Origin of the sequence: Streptomyces sp. NPDC018029, assembly GCF_044327655.1 — a bacterium.
In the GTDB taxonomy this organism is placed as follows: domain Bacteria; phylum Actinomycetota; class Actinomycetes; order Streptomycetales; family Streptomycetaceae; genus Streptomyces.
Window position 1 is genome coordinate 238,998 of sequence record NZ_JBIRFV010000010.1, and the last position, 18,886, is coordinate 257,883.

At 72.3% G+C, this 18,886-nt stretch carries 18 protein-coding genes; 13 read left to right on the top strand and 5 right to left on the bottom strand.

Annotated features, from left to right (window positions below):
• Positions 1 to 8 precede the first annotated feature (8 nt).
• The 3 genes from ACH4D5_RS29495 to ACH4D5_RS29505 all read left to right on the top strand — a co-directional run bounded on the left by ACH4D5_RS29495 (position 9) and on the right by ACH4D5_RS29505 (position 3,752).
• On the top strand, positions 9 to 434 hold the full coding sequence (locus ACH4D5_RS29495; protein WP_398308224.1) for a DUF6643 family protein: 426 nt from the start codon (positions 9 to 11) through the stop codon (positions 432 to 434).
• Between the two features lie 143 nt (positions 435 to 577).
• Positions 578 to 1,183, top strand: a complete 606-nt coding sequence (locus ACH4D5_RS29500; RefSeq protein WP_398308226.1) for a hypothetical protein — start codon at positions 578 to 580, stop codon at positions 1,181 to 1,183.
• A gap of 157 nt (positions 1,184 to 1,340) precedes the next feature.
• A complete protein-coding gene (locus ACH4D5_RS29505) occupies positions 1,341 to 3,752 on the top strand; it encodes a right-handed parallel beta-helix repeat-containing protein (protein ID WP_398308228.1) in 2,412 nt (803 codons plus the stop codon).
• Here ACH4D5_RS29505 and ACH4D5_RS29510 read toward each other — a convergent pair.
• Positions 3,712 to 6,051 (bottom strand): hypothetical protein, encoded by a 2,340-nt coding sequence (locus tag ACH4D5_RS29510; protein WP_398308230.1) that lies wholly within the window; start codon positions 6,049 to 6,051, stop codon positions 3,712 to 3,714. The genes ACH4D5_RS29505 and ACH4D5_RS29510 overlap by 41 nt on opposite strands.
• Before the next feature lie 249 nt (positions 6,052 to 6,300).
• Between ACH4D5_RS29510 and ACH4D5_RS29515 the strand changes: the two genes are divergently transcribed.
• Both ACH4D5_RS29515 and ACH4D5_RS29520 read left to right on the top strand, forming a co-directional pair.
• Positions 6,301 to 7,194, top strand: a complete 894-nt coding sequence (locus ACH4D5_RS29515) for a DeoR/GlpR family DNA-binding transcription regulator (protein WP_398308232.1) — start codon at positions 6,301 to 6,303, stop codon at positions 7,192 to 7,194.
• 61 nt (positions 7,195 to 7,255) lie between these two features.
• Positions 7,256 to 7,810 carry an SRPBCC family protein gene (locus ACH4D5_RS29520; protein WP_398308234.1) on the top strand — a complete coding sequence of 185 codons (555 nt, stop codon included), beginning with the start codon at positions 7,256 to 7,258 and terminating at the stop codon, positions 7,808 to 7,810.
• 21 nt (positions 7,811 to 7,831) lie between these two features.
• Here ACH4D5_RS29520 and ACH4D5_RS29525 read toward each other — a convergent pair whose 3' ends face one another.
• Positions 7,832 to 8,929: a PLP-dependent cysteine synthase family protein gene (locus ACH4D5_RS29525; protein WP_398308471.1), complete on the bottom strand. Its 1,098-nt coding sequence runs from the start codon at positions 8,927 to 8,929 to the stop codon at positions 7,832 to 7,834.
• Positions 8,930 to 9,258: 329 nt separating this feature from the next.
• Here ACH4D5_RS29525 and ACH4D5_RS29530 point away from each other — a divergent pair, with 329 nt between their 5' ends.
• Entirely contained in the window at positions 9,259 to 9,591 is a 333-nt protein-coding gene (locus ACH4D5_RS29530; protein WP_398308236.1) for a hypothetical protein, read from the top strand.
• Between the two features lie 192 nt (positions 9,592 to 9,783).
• Positions 9,784 to 10,254, top strand: coding sequence for an ATP-binding protein (locus tag ACH4D5_RS29535; protein WP_398308238.1), 471 nt, complete (start codon positions 9,784 to 9,786; stop codon positions 10,252 to 10,254).
• Positions 10,255 to 10,292: 38 nt separating this feature from the next.
• Here ACH4D5_RS29535 and ACH4D5_RS29540 read toward each other — a convergent pair whose 3' ends face one another.
• The 3 genes from ACH4D5_RS29540 to ACH4D5_RS29550 are packed head-to-tail and all read right to left on the bottom strand — an operon-like array spanning position 10,293 to position 14,046.
• Positions 10,293 to 12,881: an ABC transporter permease gene (locus tag ACH4D5_RS29540; protein WP_398308473.1), complete on the bottom strand. Its 2,589-nt coding sequence runs from the start codon at positions 12,879 to 12,881 to the stop codon at positions 10,293 to 10,295.
• Positions 12,882 to 12,913: 32 nt separating this feature from the next.
• The gene (locus tag ACH4D5_RS29545) at positions 12,914 to 13,756 is read right to left on the bottom strand and encodes an ABC transporter ATP-binding protein (RefSeq protein ID WP_398308240.1); all 843 of its coding nucleotides are present in this window, start codon (positions 13,754 to 13,756) and stop codon (positions 12,914 to 12,916) included.
• The gene (locus ACH4D5_RS29550) at positions 13,753 to 14,046 is read right to left on the bottom strand and encodes an SHOCT domain-containing protein (protein WP_398308242.1); all 294 of its coding nucleotides are present in this window, start codon (positions 14,044 to 14,046) and stop codon (positions 13,753 to 13,755) included. The genes ACH4D5_RS29545 and ACH4D5_RS29550 overlap by 4 nt, the downstream gene beginning before the upstream one ends.
• Positions 14,047 to 14,222: 176 nt before the next feature.
• On the opposite strand from ACH4D5_RS29550, the gene ACH4D5_RS29555 reads away from it, so the two are divergent.
• The 6 genes from ACH4D5_RS29555 to ACH4D5_RS29580 all read left to right on the top strand — a co-directional run bounded on the left by ACH4D5_RS29555 (position 14,223) and on the right by ACH4D5_RS29580 (position 18,838).
• Positions 14,223 to 14,858, top strand: a complete 636-nt coding sequence (locus tag ACH4D5_RS29555; RefSeq protein ID WP_398308244.1) for a TetR/AcrR family transcriptional regulator — start codon at positions 14,223 to 14,225, stop codon at positions 14,856 to 14,858.
• 11 nt (positions 14,859 to 14,869) lie between these two features.
• Entirely contained in the window at positions 14,870 to 15,265 is a 396-nt protein-coding gene (locus ACH4D5_RS29560; protein ID WP_398308246.1) for a cupin domain-containing protein, read from the top strand.
• 26 nt (positions 15,266 to 15,291) lie between these two features.
• Positions 15,292 to 15,876 carry a DUF4865 family protein gene (locus ACH4D5_RS29565; RefSeq protein ID WP_398308248.1) on the top strand — a complete coding sequence of 195 codons (585 nt, stop codon included), beginning with the start codon at positions 15,292 to 15,294 and terminating at the stop codon, positions 15,874 to 15,876.
• Positions 15,873 to 16,802, top strand: coding sequence for a phosphotriesterase (locus ACH4D5_RS29570; protein ID WP_398308249.1), 930 nt, complete (start codon positions 15,873 to 15,875; stop codon positions 16,800 to 16,802). Before ACH4D5_RS29565 ends, ACH4D5_RS29570 begins: the two co-directional genes overlap by 4 nt.
• A 101-nt stretch (positions 16,803 to 16,903) precedes the next feature.
• Entirely contained in the window at positions 16,904 to 17,503 is a 600-nt protein-coding gene (locus ACH4D5_RS29575) for a TetR/AcrR family transcriptional regulator (RefSeq protein WP_398308251.1), read from the top strand.
• Positions 17,504 to 17,623: 120 nt separating this feature from the next.
• A complete protein-coding gene (locus ACH4D5_RS29580; RefSeq protein ID WP_398308253.1) occupies positions 17,624 to 18,838 on the top strand; it encodes an MFS transporter in 1,215 nt (404 codons plus the stop codon).
• Positions 18,839 to 18,886: the final 48 nt, after the last annotated feature.

Here is an 18,886-nt window from a genome sequence, read left to right on the forward strand (position 1 = left end):
TATGGAGCATGACCTCCCCCCGCTCCACCTATGGCGGCGGTTACTACTCCGCGCCGTCCTTCCCGGACACCCCGATCTATGACTCCCTCGTCGCAGAGCGGGGCACTCCTCAGATCGCCCCGATCCGGGTCCCTTCCGCGTACGACACGGGTAACCACCTGCCCGCACTGCCGGCCGCGCTGCCCGCGCTGCCGGCCGCCCCTTCCCACCCCAACCAGGGGTACGGCTATCCGCAGGCCCAGCAGCCCGCACCGCTGCAGCAGGCCCCGGCGCCGTACATCCCGCAGCAGGCCGCGGCCCCGCGGGGATACCCGGGCGCCCAGCCCCAGCGACCCGCGCCCGGTACGGGTTACGAGGCGATGCGCCCGGCGGCCCCCCGCCCCGCGCCCGCGACGTACGAGGATCCGTACAACCGCCCCTACCGCGGGTACTGACCTCCAGGCGGCCGGGGGCACGCTCTGCGTGACGCCGCCGTCGGGCCTCGGCCCGGCGGCGGCATCCGCATGCCCGCGCCCGGGTGGGGAACCCGGCGCCGGGGCATGGACGTTGAGACGGACGCGGAAGGGGGTGCGGAGCAGTGCGGGCAATCGTCGGCCTCTGGCGGTGGCGGCACAATCCGCTGTGCCGCGGCACCGACCTCGCCGAGGCCTGGCTGGCCCTGGTCGCGCTGGTGTCGATCGTCGTCGCCGTCCCGGTCGTCGGCGTGTGCACCACGAGCCTGGCGCGGGACGCCCTCCTCGCCTCGGTGCACCAGCAGCGCGCGGAGCGCCACGCGATCACCGGCACCGTCCTGCGGAAGGTCGAATCGCCACCGGTCGACCCCGACCCCGAGACCTCTTCGGCACGCGACGCGCGCAGTCGTGTCCTCGCGCGCTGGCAGGCACCGGACCACACCGACCGGCGCGGCGTCGTCCTGTCCGAGCTCGAGTCCCCGCGCCCGGGTGACCGTTTCAGGCTGTGGACCGACGAGCGGGGCCGGGTCGTCGGCCGCCCGCTGGACGACGCGACCGCGACGACGCACGCGGTGCTCGCCGGATTCGGCGCGGCCACGGCGAGCGTCGGCATCGTCGAGGGCACCCGCAGGCTGATCCTCTGGCGCATCGTGCGGGCGCGGCACGAGCGGCTGGACCGGGCATGGGAGAAGGCGGGCCCGGACTGGGGCCGCACCGGCGCCGGTTCCTGACCCGCCCGCCCCGGCCATCGGGTCAACTCCGCCTGCCCGCGCGCGCTACGGTGGACCGGCCGAACTCCTCGGCCCCTTGCGCACTGCCGGGACACGCAGTGACACGGCACATCCCGCAAGGTCCGGCGTACGAACAAGGTGGGGGCAGAGCAACTCCATGGCACAGGGCACGGTCCAGGTGACGCACACCGGCACGTCGCGGTGGCGGCGCCGCACCGGCGAATACGCATCGCTCGCCGCTGCCTTGGAGGCCGCGAGCGACGGGGACGTACTGACCGTCGCCGCGGGCACCTACCGCGAGAACCTCGTCGTCCAGCGCGCGGTGACGCTGCGCGGCCCCGAGAGCTCCCCCGGCTCGGTGCGCATCGCGCCGTCCGACGGAGTGCCGCTGACCGTCCGCTCCTCCGCGATCGTGCAGGACCTGCTCATCGAGGGCCAGGACTCCTCCGCGCCCGCGCTGCTCGTCGAGGACGGCGCCCCCGAGCTCATCGGCATCCGCGTGGTGACGCGGTCCGCGGCCGGCCTGGAGGTGCGCGGCGGCGCGCGTCCGACGGTGCGCCGCTGCACCGTCGACAACCCCGGCGGCATCGGCATCGCGGTGCTCGACGGCGGGGGCGGCGTCTTCGAGGAGTGCGAGATCGTCGCGGCGGGCCAGTCCGGTGTCTCGGTGCGCGGCGGCGCCCACCCGCGCCTGGAGCGCTGCAGGGTGCACCACACCTCGGGCGCGGGCCTCTCGGTGACCGGGGAGCACACCGGGCTCGAGGCCATCGGCTGTGAGGTGTACGAGGTCAAGGGTTCGGGAGTGCAGGTCACCGGGCGGGCCTCGGCGCACCTGACCGACTGCGACGTGCACCGCACCACCTCCGACGGCGTCACGCTCGACACGGACGCCGTGCTCACCCTCGCCGACTGCCGCATCCACGACATCCCGGAGAACGCGATCGACCTGCGGTCGCGCTCCGTGCTCACCCTCACCCGGTCCACGGTGAGCCGCTTCGGCCGCAACGGACTCTCGGTCTGGGACCCCGGCACGCGCGTGGACGCCAACCAGTGCGAGATCCACGACAGCACGGGCGACTACCCGGCGGTCTGGGTCAGCGACGGCGCGACCGCCGTCCTGGAGTCGTGCCGCGTGCACGACGTGCCGGACGCGCTGTTCGTCCTGGACCGCGGCTCGCGCACCGACGTCGTCGACAGCGACCTCTCACAAGTGCGCAACACCGCCGTGTCGGTGAGCGACGGCGCGACCGCGCAGCTCGACGACTGCCGGATCCGTGAGGCCGCCACGGGCGCCTGGTTCCGCGACCACGGCAGCGGCGGCACCCTCGCCAACTGCACCATCGACTCCGTGCAGACCGGCGTGATCGTCACCAAGGGCGCGGACCCCACCATCGAGCGCTGCACGGTCACTTCGCCCGCCGAGGCCGGTTTCTACGTCTCGGCGGGCGGCCGCGGCACCTTCCACGGCTGCCGGGTCAGCGGCAGCGACGGCTACGGCTTCCACGTCATAGACGGCTGCCGTACGACGCTGAAGAAGTGCCGCACGGAGCGGTGCGCCCGCGGCGGCTTCGAGTTCTCCGAGGAGGGGCCGCTCGTCGAGGAGTGCGCCAGCGACGAGAGCGGCGGCCTGCGCACCCCCGCGCCCGCCGCGCAGACGACACCCGCCGTGCAGACCGCCACGCAGACCGTCGGGCTGCTCGGCTCCCTGCCGGCCCAGCAGACCCCGCAGCCGGCCGCACCGGCGCCCGGGAAGGCCGCCCGCGCCTCCAAGGAGGTCCTCGGTGAACTGGACGCCCTGGTCGGCCTGGACAGCGTCAAGCGCGAGGTGCGCGCCCTCACCGACATGATCGAGGTGGGCCGCCGCAGGCAGCTGGCCGGACTGAAGGCCGCGTCGGTCCGCCGCCACCTGGTCTTCACTGGCTCCCCCGGCACGGGCAAGACGACCGTCGCACGGCTCTACGGCGAGATCCTCGCCTCGCTCGGCGTCCTGGAGAGCGGCCACCTCGTCGAGGTGTCGCGCGTCGATCTGGTCGGCGAGCACATCGGTTCGACGGCGATCCGCACCCAGGAGGCCTTCGACCGCGCGCGCGGGGGCGTGCTGTTCATCGACGAGGCGTACGCCCTGTCGCCCGAGGACTCGGGACGGGACTTCGGCCGCGAGGCCATCGACACGCTCGTGAAGCTGATGGAGGACCACCGCGAGGCCGTCGTGGTGATCGTCGCTGGTTACACCGCGGAGATGCAGCGGTTCCTGTCCGTCAACCCCGGTGTGGCGTCCCGCTTCTCACGGACCATCACCTTCAGCGACTACGCCCCCGAGGAGCTGCTGCGGATCGTGGAGCAGCAGGCCGACGAGCACGAGTACCGCCTCGGCACCGGTGCGTCCGAGGCGCTCCTGAAGTACTTCACGGCGCTCCCCAAGGGCCCCGCGTTCGGCAACGGACGCACCGCGCGGCAAACCTTCGAGGCGATGGTGGAGCGGCACGCGGGGCGGGTCGCCCAGCTCGACGAGCCGAGCACGGACGACCTCACCCTGCTGTATCCGGAGGATCTGCCGGAGCTGGTGTGACGCCTTCGGCCGTCGCGGGCCTCGGGGGCGGCACGCAGGGCTTGAGGCGGGCGAGGAGCCGCGCCCGTTCCTCGGCGAACGCGGGGTCGGCTTGGTAGTCGCTGTGGCCGAGGATGGGCGCGGGCAGCGGGTGCTCCTCCGTACGGCCGTAGGCGAGGGGGTCCTTGAGGGCCGCGCGGTCGACCTGTGGGCCGCAGTCGCCGTGCAGCTGGATGGGGCCGCCTATGGGGTCGGTGGTGCGGTAGAGGTTGCGCCAGCAGTCGACCTCGCGGTGCAGGGAGGACAGGGCGGCGGGGCCGAAGTGGGCGGGGAACCATCGGCCGTACAGGCGCTCCAGGGGTGAGCCGTAGGTGAGCAGGGCGACGCGCCTGCGGACCGACGGGCGCAGCTGCCAGGCGGCGGCCGCCGCGAGGACACTGCCCTGGGAGTGGCCGGAGAGGACGAGACGGCCTCCTGTGGCGTTGGTGGCGCGCGTCCAGCTGGCCATCCGCCAGGTCAGGTCGGGCACCGCGCGCTCGGCGTAGCACGGGGGTGCGAAGGGGTGGGCCGCGCGCGGCCAGAACGTGCCGACGTCCCAGAGGATGCCGATGGTGCGGCGGGCGGAGGGGTCCTTGTAGGCGCGGCGGCCCCAGGTGATGAAGAGTATGAAGCCGAAGCCGATGAGCCAGGATCCGAGGGCCTGGGAGGTCTCCGCGGCGCCCTCCAGGACGTTCGGCGCGCCGTGCGCCGCTTTCGCCGGCACCTCGTCCGTCACCCATGCGCCGGTGAGCGCGGCGGCGCCGAGCAGCAGCGTCACGGCGGAGATGATGCCGACGAGGAGGGGCGCGCGGTCGGTGAGGGCGGCACGCGCGCGGGTGCCCGCGATGCGGCGGGTGCGGGTGAGGTCGGTGCGCTCGTCGGGATAGTCCCGCGCCAGCTGTGCCATCTCGCGGCGCTTGCGCTGCATGGTGCGGATGCCGAACCAGCCGCACAGCACCGCCACGACCACCAGGAGCGGTGGGATCACGGACGCCTGCCAGGTGAGCACCACGGCCGGTCCCGCGATGGAGCCCTGGGTGCCGTCGAGCCAGTCGGAGACGCGCTGCGCGCCGCCGCCGGTCATGACGCCGCCGAGCGCGCAGGACAGCATGGCGACGGCGGGCCCTCCGAAGCCGCGGATGGCGGTGCGGGAGTCGGGCGAGGTGCGGTACAGGAGGTGGGCGGCCACCGCGAGGCACAGGACCAGGAGGCCCTGGACGAGCGCGATGCCGCCGAAGGTGGCGTCGCCGGGCAGCCGGCCCGTGGAGCGCCAGCCGGGGCGGGACCAGCCCGCGTACAGGAGGACGAGCCCGAGGAGGACGAGGGCGCTCAGCGGCAGCCAGCGCACCAGGGTCCGGTCCAGCTTGCGGTCGAGCCGGTTCTCGGTGCGTCCCCTGCGGCACACGACCCAGACGACGACTCCCCCGCTCAGGACGAGGGTTGCGTCGAGCGCCCAGCCGAGGACGTCGAGCAGGGCGGGGCCGCCGGGCCTCCTGTCGTGCCGGGCGGCGGACGTGCCGACCGCGGCGGCGACGGTGAGCAGGCCCGCGGCGGTGTGGGCGGCGCGCAGCCGGGCCACCAGCCGCCGTCCGTACCAGAACCCGGGCCTGCCGAGCGCGGTGCGGCTGGTCTCCTCCTCCGGGTCCGGCTGCTGGGGCAGCGGCTGCTGGGATTCGTACGCGCTCCAGGTGCGGTGGGACAGATACCAGAGCAGGCCGGTGAGGGCGGCGGGCAGCAGCGCGGCGACGGCGAGCCGGCGGCCGGGCTGGGACCACCAGCCGCCGTGTCCGTCGGCGTCGGTGGCGAGGAAGCCGAGCCAGGAGCGGTCGTCGGCGCACTCGGGGGTGCCCGCGCACTGCCACGCCGTGAGGTCGAGGGCGAGCTCGCAGGCGGCGGCGACGAGCAGCACGGTGAGGGTGAGGCCGATGAGGCGCACCAAGAGGCCGTAGGTGCGCACGAGCCGCTTGCGGTGGCGCGAGGTGGGGCGCATCCAGTGGGCGAGGTTGACGACCATGAAGGGCAGCAGCAGGAGCCACAGGGCGCGGGAGCCGTTGCCCGACGTCAGGTTGCACCAGACGTACGCCTCGGGCACCGGTTTGCCCCGGTAGTCGTCGGGGCGCCGCTCCGCGTCGGCGTCCTCGGTGCGGCGGAACATGGCCGCCGTGTCGTCGCCGGTGATCCGCACGGTGCGCGGGTCGTCCAGCATGCGTTCCGGTGTGGTTCCCCCGACTCCGTGGACCAGGAGTTCGAGGGCGGTCTCGTCCTGCGTGGCACGCTCCACTGTTCCGCTTCCCCCGAGATGCGCATGGTGAGAACCCAAGGATCTCGGCTCGTGGCCCTCCGCGCACCCCTCGTCACGCAATCTCCCCCTTCCTGGTGAGCTTCCCGGCTGTTTCCGGTCGTTCAGGGCCGTTACGGGCCGTGCGTGAGCCGCCGGTCGGTGGCACGGCTGTCGGTCGCGCGTGCGAGGATGAGGCAGCGCGCCGGGCGGGCGCGACGGACGTGACGAGGCAGAAGGGCCGGACCGGGCGTGAGTGACAATCAGAACCTCCTCGCCGAGCAGCGCCGCGCCCTGATCCTCGACGAGGTGCGCCGCCGCGGCGGTGTCCGTGTCAATGAACTCACCCGCAAGCTCGGCGTGTCCGACATGACGGTCCGCCGCGACCTCGACGCGCTGGCCCGCCAGGGCGTGCTGGAGAAGGTCCACGGCGGCGCGGTCCCGGTGGTCGAGGCGAGCACGCACGAGCCGGGGTTCGAGGCCAAGTCGGGCCTGGAGCCGACCGCCAAGGAGGACATCGCGCGGGCCGCGGCGTCCCTGGTGGCGCCCGGCACGGCGATCGCCCTGTCCGGTGGTACGACGACGTTCGCGCTGGCCCACCACCTCTTGGACGTCCCGGACCTGACGGTCGTGACGAACTCGGTGCGGGTAGCGGACGTCTTCCACTCCGCGCAGCGCACCTCCGGACAGCGGCAGGGCGCGGCGACGGTCGTGCTGACGGGCGGTGTGCGGACCCCGTCGGACTCGCTGGTCGGCCCGGTCGCGGACCAGGCGATCGGGGCGCTCCACTTCGACGTGCTCTTCCTCGGTGTGCACGGCATATCTCTGGAGGCCGGCCTGTCGACGCCGAATCTGGCGGAGGCCGAGACCAACCGGCGTCTGGTGCAGTCGGCGCGGCGCGTCGTGGTGGTCGCGGACCACACCAAGTGGGGGACGGTGGGCCTGAGTTCGTTCGCGACGCTCTCGCAGGTCGACACGCTGGTGACCGACGCGGGGCTGCCCGCCGAGGCGCGCACGGAGATCTCCGAGCATCTGAACCGGCTGGTGATCACGGGCGAGCGGGCGAAGGACGGAGAGACCGACGGAGAGACCGACGGTCCCGCCGCGGAGGGCGCCGACAACTCCGAGGACGGCGCAGACATCTGACGGCCCGCCAGCTAAGGTGACGGAACTCGGTCAACCATCCGTCCACTGGGGGCAGAGTTACATGGCACGCCGACTTCGCCCCGTGGGGCTCGAGTTCGTGGATTCCGCTCCGGTGCGTCTGGTCTTCGTACGCGAGGTGAGCGCGCCTCCCGAGGCGGTCTACCACGCCTTGGCCGAGGATGTGACGGGCTGGCCCCGGTGGTTCACCGCGGTCACCCTGTGCCGGCCGACCGGCGGGGGCACCGGCCGCGAGGTCCGGCTCAAGGGCGGGACGCGCTTCCAGGAGTCGATCCTCGCCGCCGACGGACCGGTGCGGTACACCTATCGCGTCGACGAGACGAACGCGCCCGGCCTGCGCGCCCTCGTCGAGGAGTGGCGGCTGGCCCCGGCCCGCGCCGAAACCACCGGCACGGCCGGAACCACCGGAGCCGAAGCCACCGGCCCGGCCGGAACCACCGGAGCCGATGCCACCGGCACCCGGGTGCAGTGGACCTTTGCCATGGACGGCACCGCGCCCCTGCGCGGCGCCATGAGGCTCGTGCGCCCGGGCCTCGGGCGGTCGTTCCGCGACGCCGTCACGGCTCTGGACCGGCAGCTCGCCGCAGCCGGGGCATAGGCTCCGAGCCGGGGAGGGCGGCTACTCGGGCCACGCCCCCGTGGTCAGCAGCGTGTCGATCGCGAGCGCGTACGGCGCGATGTCCAGGCCCTGTTCGGCCAGCCACGCGTCCGAGTAGTACTTGTCCAGATAGCGGTCACCGGGGTCGCAGATCAAGGTCACGACGCTGCCCGTGCGGCCCGCGGCGACCATCTCGGCGACGATCTTCAGGGCGCTCCACAGGCCCGTGCCGGTCGAGCCGCCCGCCTTGCGGCCGATGGCTTGTTCCAGGGCGCGCACCGCGGCGACGGACGCCGCGTCCGGCACCTTCATCATGCGGTCGATCGCGCCGGGCACGAAGCTCGGCTCCATGCGGGGCCTGCCGATGCCCTCGATGCGGGAGCCGCAGTCGCTCGTGGCGTCCGGGTCGCTCTTCGTCCAGCCGTCGAAGAAGCAGGAGTTCTCCGGGTCGGCGACGCAGATGCGGGTGTCGTGCTGCATGTAGTGGACGTAGCGCGCGATGGTGGCCGAGGTGCCGCCGGTGCCCGCCGTGGCGACGATCCACGCGGGCTCCGGGTAGCGCTCCAGCCTGAGCTGCTGGTAGATCGATTCGGCGATGTTGTTGTTGCCCCGCCAGTCGGTGGCCCGTTCCGCGTAGGTGAACTGGTCCATGTAGTGCCCGCCCGTCTCGACGGCGAGGGCCGCGGACTCCGCGTACATCGTGCGCGGGTCGTCCACGAAGTGGCACCGGCCGCCGTGGAACTCGATCAGGCGGATCTTCTCGGCGCTGGTCGTGCGCGGCATCACCGCGATGAAGGGCACCCCGATCAGCTTCGCGAAGTACGCCTCGGAGACGGCCGTGGACCCGCTGGACGCCTCGATCACCGGGCGGCCCGGGCGGATCCAGCCATTGCACAGGCCGTAGAGGAACAGCGAGCGGGCGAGGCGGTGCTTGAGGCTGCCCGTCGGGTGGGTCGACTCGTCCTTGAGGTACAGGTCGATGCCCCACTGCTCGGGCAGCGGGAAGCGCAGCAGGTGCGTGTCGGCCGAACGGTTCGCGTCCGCCTGGACCTTGCGGACGGCTTCTTTGAGCCAGGAACGGTACGTTTCGTCGCTGTGGTCGACGTCGAGCGTCGGCATCGGCTCGTCGGCTCGAATCTGCTGTGGGGTGCTCACGGCGGGGCTCCTTCGCGTCGTGCCGGACGCGATTCGACGCGGCCGTACACCTCGATCTTAAACACCCGCCACACGCTTCTCACCTGCATAAACACACCTTTGAGCACCTCAAAGGCACAGCTGGCGCAGCCTCGGGGGGAGCGCACGGAACACCGCTGTGGGCTGCTGCGAAGTGCCTGTCGGACACCCCCGTGCGCACTGGTGCTCCACGCCGGGTGCGTGCAGACTTCACCGCACGGGACGCCTGTCCCGGTCGGAGCGATCCACCGAAACGCACAAGGGGGCACAGAGCCATGGCGGAGCCGGAGTTCACGGCTACGGGCGTGCGGATCGGGCGGCGCTTGCGCTCCCTCACGCGTGCCGGCGAGGTCCGTATCACCAACGGCAGGCTGGAGTTGCTGACCAGTTACGGCACGGAGATCGACAGCGCGCCACTGCAGGCGGTGCGTACGGGAAAGCCGTGGTTCGCCCCGGAGGACAGGGCTCTCGCCGAAGTGAACGGCACCCGCTACCTGCTCACGCTCGGCGACCACGAACCACGTCCGGGTGAGACCGGGCCGCCGACGGTGCGCAGGTTCATCGAGGCGGTGCGCAGCGCCACGGAGCACCAGCGTCCACGGAGCTGAGCGGACCCGCCGCACCACGCGCGAGTTGCACGCCCCCACCCCCTGGGTCACTCTGGTCTCACATCACTCTGGGTTTACCGGCGATGACGCTGCGAACCAGCCCCGCCGGCCACACAGCAGGCGGCAGACCACGCGGCCCCTGCTGGATCCGATCGTCGTCTTCTTCCGGACTCAATTCGGGGAGTCGCAGCCGTGATCAGCCAGCCAAGCAGGCATTGCACGGTAGAGCTCCAGGCCCTGCCGTCGCGGATCCGCCAGGTCCGCAGAATCGTATCTGCGCAGTTGCGCTACTGGCATCTCGATCCCTTGATAGACCAGGCCGCCCTCGGTGTGACGGAGTTGCTGACCAACGTCCACCTGCACGCCGAGGACAAGCTGTGCACCGTGGAGATCGAGCTGCTGCTCGACCGGCTCACGGTCTCCGTCCACGACCACGATCCCCGGCTTCCCCAGGTCCATGACGTGGAGTCGCTCGCCACCTGTGGCAGAGGGCTCGCGATGGTCGCCGCGGTGAGCGAGAGCTGGGGCGTCCGTCCACAGGGCGACGCGGGGAAAGTCGTGTGGTTCACGCTGCCGGCCCCCTCCCCCGCGGTGTCCGTGTCCTCGTATCCGGTGTACGGGGTGGTCGAGAAGACTCCCGCCCGGTCGGCCGTTGTCGGCTGACCGGGCGGTGACGTCCCGTTCCGTGCGCGGCAGGCGCGTCATTCGGTGGCGATGGCCCTCAGCACGTCGAGCCGCGCCGCCCGCCGAGCCGGGCGCAGGCCCGCCAAGGCGCCCGCGGCCAGGCCCACCAGGGCGACCACCGCGAGCCGCCCCGGCGGCACGGCGAACGCGAAGGCGGTCTCGGTGGCGCCGTCGGACGCCTTGACGAGCACCCAGCCGAGGAAGCCGCCGAGCGCGAGCCCGCCGGCCGTGCCGAAGGCGGCGACGAGCACCGACTCCCAGCGGACCATGGCCCGCAGCTGGGCCCTGGTCTGGCCGACGGCACGCAGCAGCCCCAGTTCGCGGGTGCGCTCGTGGATCGCGAGGGTCAGCGTGTTGGCGATGCCGAGCAGTGCGATGAGCACCGCGAGGGCGAGCAGCGCGTAGACGAGGGTGAGCATCATGTCGATGCCGCCCGCGGAGGCCGCCGCGTACTCGGAGCGGGTCTGCACGTCCGGATCGCCGTGGTCCCGCACCGTCTTCGCGATGGCGGCCTTGCCTTCGGCGGTGCTCACGCCGTCCTTGAAGGTGACGGACACGACGCTGTCGGCGTCCTGCACGCGGTGCGGTGCCCAGGCCTCACGGGTGATGACGTAGTCACCGGCGAGTTCGGAGAGGCCGTAGACCGCGCGGACCGTGAAGGTCTCCTTCTCGCCGTCGGCGAAGGCCAGTTGGACCCGGGAGCCGACCTTCAGGTCCCGCTTCTCCGCCTCGGGCCGGGTGATCGCGATGCCGTCGTCGCCGAGCGCGCCCAGCGACCCTTCGACCTTGCCGAGGTCGAAGGAGTCCGCGAAGGGCTCCGGGTCGGTGACGGTGAGCGCGCGGCCCTCCCCGTCGACCTCCGCGGCTCCCCTGCCGAGACCCACGGCGGTCTCGACCTCCGGCCGCTCGGCGAGCGCGGGGGCCAGCTTCGGGCTCAGGCCGCTGCCGCCCCCGCCGAAGCCGGGGGCGCTGATCGCGACGTCACCGGCGAAGGACCGGTTCACGGTCTGGTCCATCGTGGCCTTCAGCGAGGCGCCGAAGACCGTGAAGAGGGAGACGACGGCGACGCCGATCATCAGCGCGCTCGCGGTGGCCGCGGTCCGCTTCGGGCTCCGCAGGGCGTTGCGCCGGGCGAGGCCGCCGGTGGCGCCGCGCAGCCGGTCGAGGGGCCCGCCGAGGATGCGTACGGCTCGCGAGGAGGCGACCGGGCCGAGCACCACGAAGGAGACGAGGGCCAGCGCCGCACCGGCCCCGGCGAGCCAGACCGAGGGGCTGACGAGGACGCCGGTGAGGGCGAGACCCACGGCGGTCAGCGCGAGAACCGTGCCCAGGACTGCGCGGCGGCGCGAGGCGCCCGAGTGGTCGACGGCGGTCTCGCGCAGCGCGGCGAGCGGGGCGGTGCGCCCGGCCCGCACCGCGGGCACCACCGCCGAGCCCAGGCAGACCACGACGCCGACGGCGAGCGGCAGCAGCATGGAGAGCGCGCTGATCACCAACTCCCCTTCGGGGAACGGGAATCCGATGGCGGGGAACAGCGCCTGCAGCCCGGCGGCGACCCCGATGCCGCCCGCGAGGCCCGCGGCCGACGCGACCACGGCGACGGCGCCCGCCTCGACGAGGGTGGCGGCGGTGACCTGGCGGCGCGAGGCGCCGAGCGCGCGCAGGAGGGCGTTCTCGCGGGTGCGCTGGGCGACGACGATGGCGAACGTGTTGTGGATGCTGAAGGTGGCGACCAGCAGCGCCACGCCGGAGAAGACCAGCAGGAAGCTGGTGAAGAGGTCGAGGAACTGACCCGAGATGTTGTCGGTGCTCTCCGCGGCCGACGCCTCGCCCGTGATGGCCTCGACTCCGCGCGGAAGCACGGGAGTCAGCGCGTCGACGAGCTCCTGTTCACTCACGCCAGGGCCGGCCCGCACCCGGATGGTCGAGGCCTCGCCGGGCTTCGGCATGAGGTACTTCTCGGCGTCGGCCCGCGTCATGCCGGTGAACGTGGTCTGCGCCATGCCGTCCTCGCCGCCGAAGGTCGCGAGGCCCACGATCTTCACCTCGACCGGGTCGGGGGTGCGCAGCGTCGTCGTGTCGCCGATCCTCAGGCCCCCGGTCTCGGCGGCGCCGCGGTTGACGACGACCTCGCCGGGGCGCGCCGGGGCCCGGCCTTCGGCGAGTCGGTACGCGTTCAGCTCCTCGTCGTCGATCCAGTTGCCCGCGAGGGTAGGCGGGCCCTGGCCGCCGATGGGCTCGCCGTCCTTGCCGAGGAGCTGGCCCGCGCCTTCGATGCTGGGCTCGGCGGCCGCCACCGGCCCCGTCTTCCCGGTCTTCTCAGCCTTCCCGATCTTCCCGATCTTCCCGACGAGGTCGGTCCTGACGGGCTGGCGGGTGCCCTGGCTGTCGTCGGGGGTGGTGATGGTGGCGGCGCTGCGGACGACGGCGTCGGTGCCGCTGGTCGCGTTGCCGAACATCGTGTCGAAGCCGGCGCGCAGGGTGTCGCCCATGACGAGCGTGCCCGCCAGGAAGGCGACGCCGAGCATGACGGCGAGGAACGTACCGGCGAAGCGGCGTTTGTGGCCGCGCAGTGAGGCCGTGCTGAGGCGCATGGAGGCGGCCAGGGCCCCTTGATGGCGGTGGGATTTCGGGGAGTTCATGACGCCGGGTCCTTCGTGCGGGTGCCCGGGGCGGGGCTCGTGGGCGGCTTCGTGTCGAACGCCTTCAGGCGGTCAAGGACCTTGTCCGCGGTCGGCCCCGCCATCCGGTCCACGAGCCGTCCGTCGGCGAGGAAGACGACCTCGTCGGCGTGGGCGGCGGCCACCGGGTCGTGAGTGACCATGACGACGGTGCGGCCCATCCGGCGCACCGCGTCGCCGAGCAGGTTCAGCACCTCTTCACCGGAGCACGAGTCGAGGTTGCCGGTCGGCTCGTCGGCGAAGACGACGTCGGGCCGGCCGGCGAACGCCCGCGCAACGGCGACTCGTTGCTGCTGTCCGCCGGAGAGTTCGGCGGGCCGGTGGTGCAGCCGGTCGCGCAGTCCGACGACGTCGACGAGGGCATCCGTCCACTCGCGGTCGCCGTCGATGCCCGCGAGGTCCATGGGCAGGGTGATGTTCTCGGCGACGGTGAGCGTCGGGACCAGGTTGAACGCCTGGAAGACGAAGCCGACGCGGTCCCGGCGCAGCAGCGTCAGGCGCCGGTCGTCCAGCTTCCCGAGCTCCGTGTCGCCGATGAAGGCGGCGCCCGAAGTGAGCGTGTCCAGGCCTGCCGCGCAGTGCATCAGGGTGGACTTGCCCGACCCGGAGGGCCCCATGATCGCGGTGAACCGCCCGGCCGGAAAGGCGACGCTCACCCCGTCCAGGGCCCGTACTGCGGTGTCTCCGCTGCCGTAGACCTTCACGGCGTCGGCGACGCGGGCGGCGCCGACGCCGACGTGGGTGTCGGCGCCGGTGTCGGTATCAACAGGGTGGGCGGGTCGGCCCGGCGTGGCGCTCATGCCGCACCGCCCTTGGACGTGCGGCCGAACTCCTCGTTGAGGACGGTCAGCCTGCGCCAGTACTCGTCCTCGTCGATCTCGCCCGCGGCGAAGCGGCGGCCGAGCACGGCGATGGGGGAGTTCTCGTCGATGCCGGTGGGAGCACCCGGCGCCCGGAGCGGGCCGCGACGGCCGCGCCACACGGTGCGGCGGAGCAGGGTGACGGCGCCGATGACGACGGCCGCCCAGATCAGCGGGAAGAAGAGGATCCACGGGCCGGGCCCGCCGTCCCAGTGCGCCAGGGTCTGCATCTGAAGTCATCTCCTACGAAGCAGGTTGTTCTGTGGGTGCTGCCTGATGCCTCCAAACTCGCCCCTGGGGTGCCCTCACGTCGTCGTACGGCCAGCGGCACCACGCGTACCACCCGGGGAGTACGTGCGGCGTCCGCGCCTGCTTCCACCACCTGTGGACCTCTGTACCTACTAGTATGTACAGTGAGCGCATGAGCACTCCGGAGCGTCTGATCGAGTCCACCCGCGAGCTGCTGTGGGAGCGGGGGTACGTCGGTACGAGCCCCAAGGCCATCCAGCAGCACGCGGGCGCCGGGCAGGGCAGCATGTACCACCATTTCGCCGGGAAGCCCGACCTCGCGCTCGCCGCGATCCGCCGCACCGCCGAGGAGATGCGGGCCACCGCCGAAGCCGTCCTGAGCGGCGACGGTTCTGCGTACACGCGCATCGAGGCCTATCTGCTGCGCGAGCGCGACGTGTTGAAGGGCTGCCCGGTCGGCCGACTCACGATGGACCCGGACGTCATCACGAGCGACAAGCTGCGCGCACCCGTCACCGAGACGCTCGACTGGCTGCGCGACCGGCTCGCCGGAATCGTCGAAGAGGGCCAGGGCCAGGGCGAGTTCACGGCCACGCTCGACGCGCGGGACACCGCGTCGGCGATCGTCGCGACCGTGCAGGGCGGCTATGTCCTGGCCCGCTCCTCGGGTTCACCGACCGCTTTCGACGCGGCGGTACGCGGCCTGCTCACGATGCTCGCGGCCTCGCGCACGAATCCCGCGCCCGCTGTCACTCCGTCCACTGCTCCCCCCTCCCCCACCACCACCGCGTAAGGATGCCCGCGTTGCACATCACCCGGAACCGACCCGACAGCGTGCGCGGGGCCGCCGAACACTTCACCGGAACCGTCTGGCTCGATGAGATCGCCGCGCCCGAACCCCCGTCCCGGCTGCGCATGTTCAGCGTCCACTTCGCGCCGGGCGCCCGCACCGCCTGGCACCGCCACCCTCACGGTCAAGTCCTGCACGTCACCGAGGGCGAGGGGCTCGTGCAGCGCGAGGGCGGCCCGGTCGAGTCGATCAGGGCAGGCGACACCGTCTGGATCGAGCCCGGCGAAACGCACTGGCACGGCGCGGGGCCGCGCACGTTCATGACGCATCTGGCCGTGGTCGAGGCGGCGGCGGACGGGACCACCGTCGACTGGGGCGCCCTGGTCGAAGCCGGCACCTACCCCAACTGAGCCCGCCACCAAGGGAGTGCACCACTGTGCATGCGATGCAGTACGAGATCACCCTGCCCGCCGACTACGACATGGACGTCATCCGTCACCGAGTCGCGTCGAAGGGCCACCTGCTCGACACGTTCCCCGGGCTCGGGTTCAAGGCGTACCTGATGCGCGAGCGCGGCAGGGACGGCTCGCCCGTGAACCAGTACGCGCCGTTCTATCTCTGGAACACCGCCGAGGGCATGAACTCCTTCCTCTGGGGGCCCGGGTTCCAAGGGCTCGTCGACGATTTCGGGCGACCGGTGGTGCAGAACTGGACCGTCCTCGCGTACGAGGAGGGCGACGCACCCGGAGCCGTACCGAGGGTGGCCGTCCGCCGGCACCAGCGGATCCCCGCGCCGGCCCGGCTGCCGGAACTCGCGGGCGAACTCGCCGCCGAGGCGCGGCGGCTGGTGCGTGAGGGCGGCGCGTCGAGCGCGCTGGCCGCCGTCGACCCGCGCACCTGGGAGGCCGTGCACTTCTCGCTCTGGGAGCACGAGGCGCCGGACGGCCTCGGCGATGTCTTCCAGGTGCTGCACCTCTCGTCGCCCGAGCGGGAGAAGCTGCCGCGCGGACGGCAGTGGTGACCGAGAAGCAGCCGGTACGCAGGGTCCGTACCGTCCTCGGGGACATCGACTCGACCGGCCTCGGTGTCTGCGACGCCCATGACCACCTCTTCCTGCGCAGCCCCCAACTGCCGGGCCAGGAGCTGGATTCGGCCGACGCCGCGGCCGCCGAGCTGGCGGCGTTCCGCGCGGTGGGCGGGCAGAGCGTCGTGCAGTGGACGCCCCACGGCATGGGGCGGTGCGCCGGACGGCTGCCCGAGTTGTCCAGGGCGACGGGCGTTCACCTCGTCGCCGCGACGGGACTGCACCAAGCAGTCCACTACACCCAGGAGTTCGTCAACGGGCTCCACGCGGACGGGCTCACGGATCTCTTCGTCCGTGAACTGACCGAGGGCATCGGGGAGTCCGGCGTGCGAGCCGGGCTGATCAAGGTCGCGGGCGGTTTCCACGGTCTTGACGGCCACGCGCGCCTGACGATGGCGTCGGCGGCCGAGGCACACCGGGCGACGGGTGCGCCGATCGCCGTCCACCTGGAGCTGGGCACCGGCGCCCTGGACGTACTCGACCTGCTCTGCGGCGAGTTCGCCGTGCCACCGCACCGGGTGATCCTCGGCCACCTCAACCGCGCCCCCGACCTCAGCGTCCATCTCCAGGCCGCCGAGACGGGCGCCTATCTGGCCTTCGACGGCCCGTCGCGCTCCCATCACGCCACGGACTGGCGCATGCCGGACGCCGTGCGCTCCCTGGCGGACGCGGGCTTCGGGGACCAGCTCCTCCTCGGCGGCGACACGACGACCGCGGCGGCACGGTCGGTCGACGGAGGACCCGGCATGCCGCATCTGCTGCGCAGGGTGCGGCCCCGGCTGGCACGGGCGGTGGGCGACGAGCTGGTGGAGCGGGTCCTGACGGTGAATCCGGGGCGCGCTTTCGGGGTGGAGTGGAGGTAGGACCGCGCCGTCAGCGACGTATTGCACTGCCATCACCCACCTATGGCGGTGCCGCAGAAGACGTATTGCACCGACCGTTCCAAAACCTGTACCGTACCGACATGGCCCGACCGAGGAGTTTCGACGAGGAGCGGGCCCTGGACGCGGCGATGCACGCTTTCTGGGCGAACGGCTACGAGGCCACCTCGACCCAGGACCTGTGCGAAGCCACCGGCCTGGGCCGCAGCAGCATCTACAACACGTTCACCAGTAAGCACGACCTGTTCCGGCGATCCCTGACCCGGTACATGGACATGATGAACACCGCGCAGATCGAGATCCTGGAGGACGTGGAGCGGTCGGCCACGGAGCGCGTCCGCGCGCTGCTCACCCGGGTCATCGACGGAGAGTTCGAGCACCGCGAGAACGGCCACAGCATCGGCTGCCTCACCGTCAACACCACGGTCGAACTGGCCGGGCGCGACCCCGAGGCCGCCGACCTGCTGGAGCACGACCTCGCGGCACGGCTCACCGCACTGCGCGCCACGATCCGGGCCGGGCAGCAGGCGGACGACATCACGTCCCGCCGGGACGCCGACGCGCTCGCCCGCTACGTCAACGCGGTCATCGCCGGCATGCGGGTCTCCGCGCAGGGCGGCGCCGACCGGGCGACGCTGCAGTCCATCGCCGAGACCGCGCTGGACGCGCTGGCGGTCCGGTAGCGACACCGGCCCCACCCCCCTTAGCGCCTATCCGCTTGGTGCCCATCCGCGCCCTTTCGCGCCTTCATTCTGTACTGAACCATCCAAAACTTGCCCGACACCCGACAGGAGCACTCCGCCATGCCCCGCGCCGTATACGTACTGGCCCTCGGCATCTTCGCCATGGTGACCAGTGAATTCGTGGTCGCAGGACTGATGCCGCAGATGGCCGATGGACTGGATGCCACGATTTCCGAGATCGGCTATCTCATCACCGCCTTCGCCGCCGCGATGGCCCTCGGCGGGCCTTTCCTCACCGTCGCCGTACTGAGGTTGCGTCAGAAGTCCGCCCTGATGCTGCTGTTCGGGGTCTTCCTGGCGGGCAACGTGCTCGCGGCCGTCGCGCCCGACTACCGCACCATGCTGGTCGCCCGCGTGCTCACGGGCATCGCCTCCCAGGCGTTCTTCGGCGTCTCGATCTCGCTCGCCTCCAGCCTCACCCGGCCCGAAGTGCGCGGTCGTGCCGTCGCGGTGGCCCTCAACGGGCTGATGCTGGGCACGCTGCTGGGGCTTCCGTTCGCCACCGTCGTCGGTGAACACCTGGGCTGGCGCGCCGCGTTCTGGGCGATCACCGTCCTGACCGTGCTCGCCGCAGCGGCCACTCTCGTCGGGGTGCCGAGCGGCGCCGACGGCGCGGGCGAGGAGAGCGGCAGTCTCCGGCAGGAGCTGGGCGCCTTCCGCAACCCCCGGCTGTGGCTCGTCCTCACCACGAGCACCTTCGTGATCGGCGCGACGTTCTCCGCCTTCAGTTACCTCAACCCGATCCTCACCGAGCTCACGGGCTTCTCCACCGGCACCGTGCCGCTGCTCCTCATCGCGTACGGAGCCGCCACCGTCATCGGCAACACCGTCGTCGGCCGGCTCGCCGACCGTCGCACCGTCCCCGTGCTCGTCGTCGGCTTGGCGCTGAACCTGGCCTTCCTCGTCGGGTTCGCGCTCTTCGCCCGGCTGAGCGTCCCCGCCGTCGTGTTCATGCTGGGCATCGGTCTGGTCGGCGTCACGATGAATCCCGCCCTGGTGACCCGTGTGCAGCGCGCCAGCAACGCCCGGTCGCTGGTCAACACCGTCCACTCGTCCTTCATCACGCTCGGCATCATCATCGCCACGTCCGTCGGCGGCCCCGCCATCGACACGTTCGGGCTGCGGGCGCCGCTGTGGATCGGCGCCGGTCTCGCCGCACTCGGCCTGCTCTCCCTGCTGCCGGACCTGCTGCGCGGCCGGGCCCCGGCCGCGGGGCGGACCGAGCCCGCCGCCACCGTGCGCGAAACCCCGGACGACGTGCCCCAGCCCGCGTGACCGTCCACGCACTCCGGGGGCGCCGAGTCGTCTGACCGTCCACGCGCT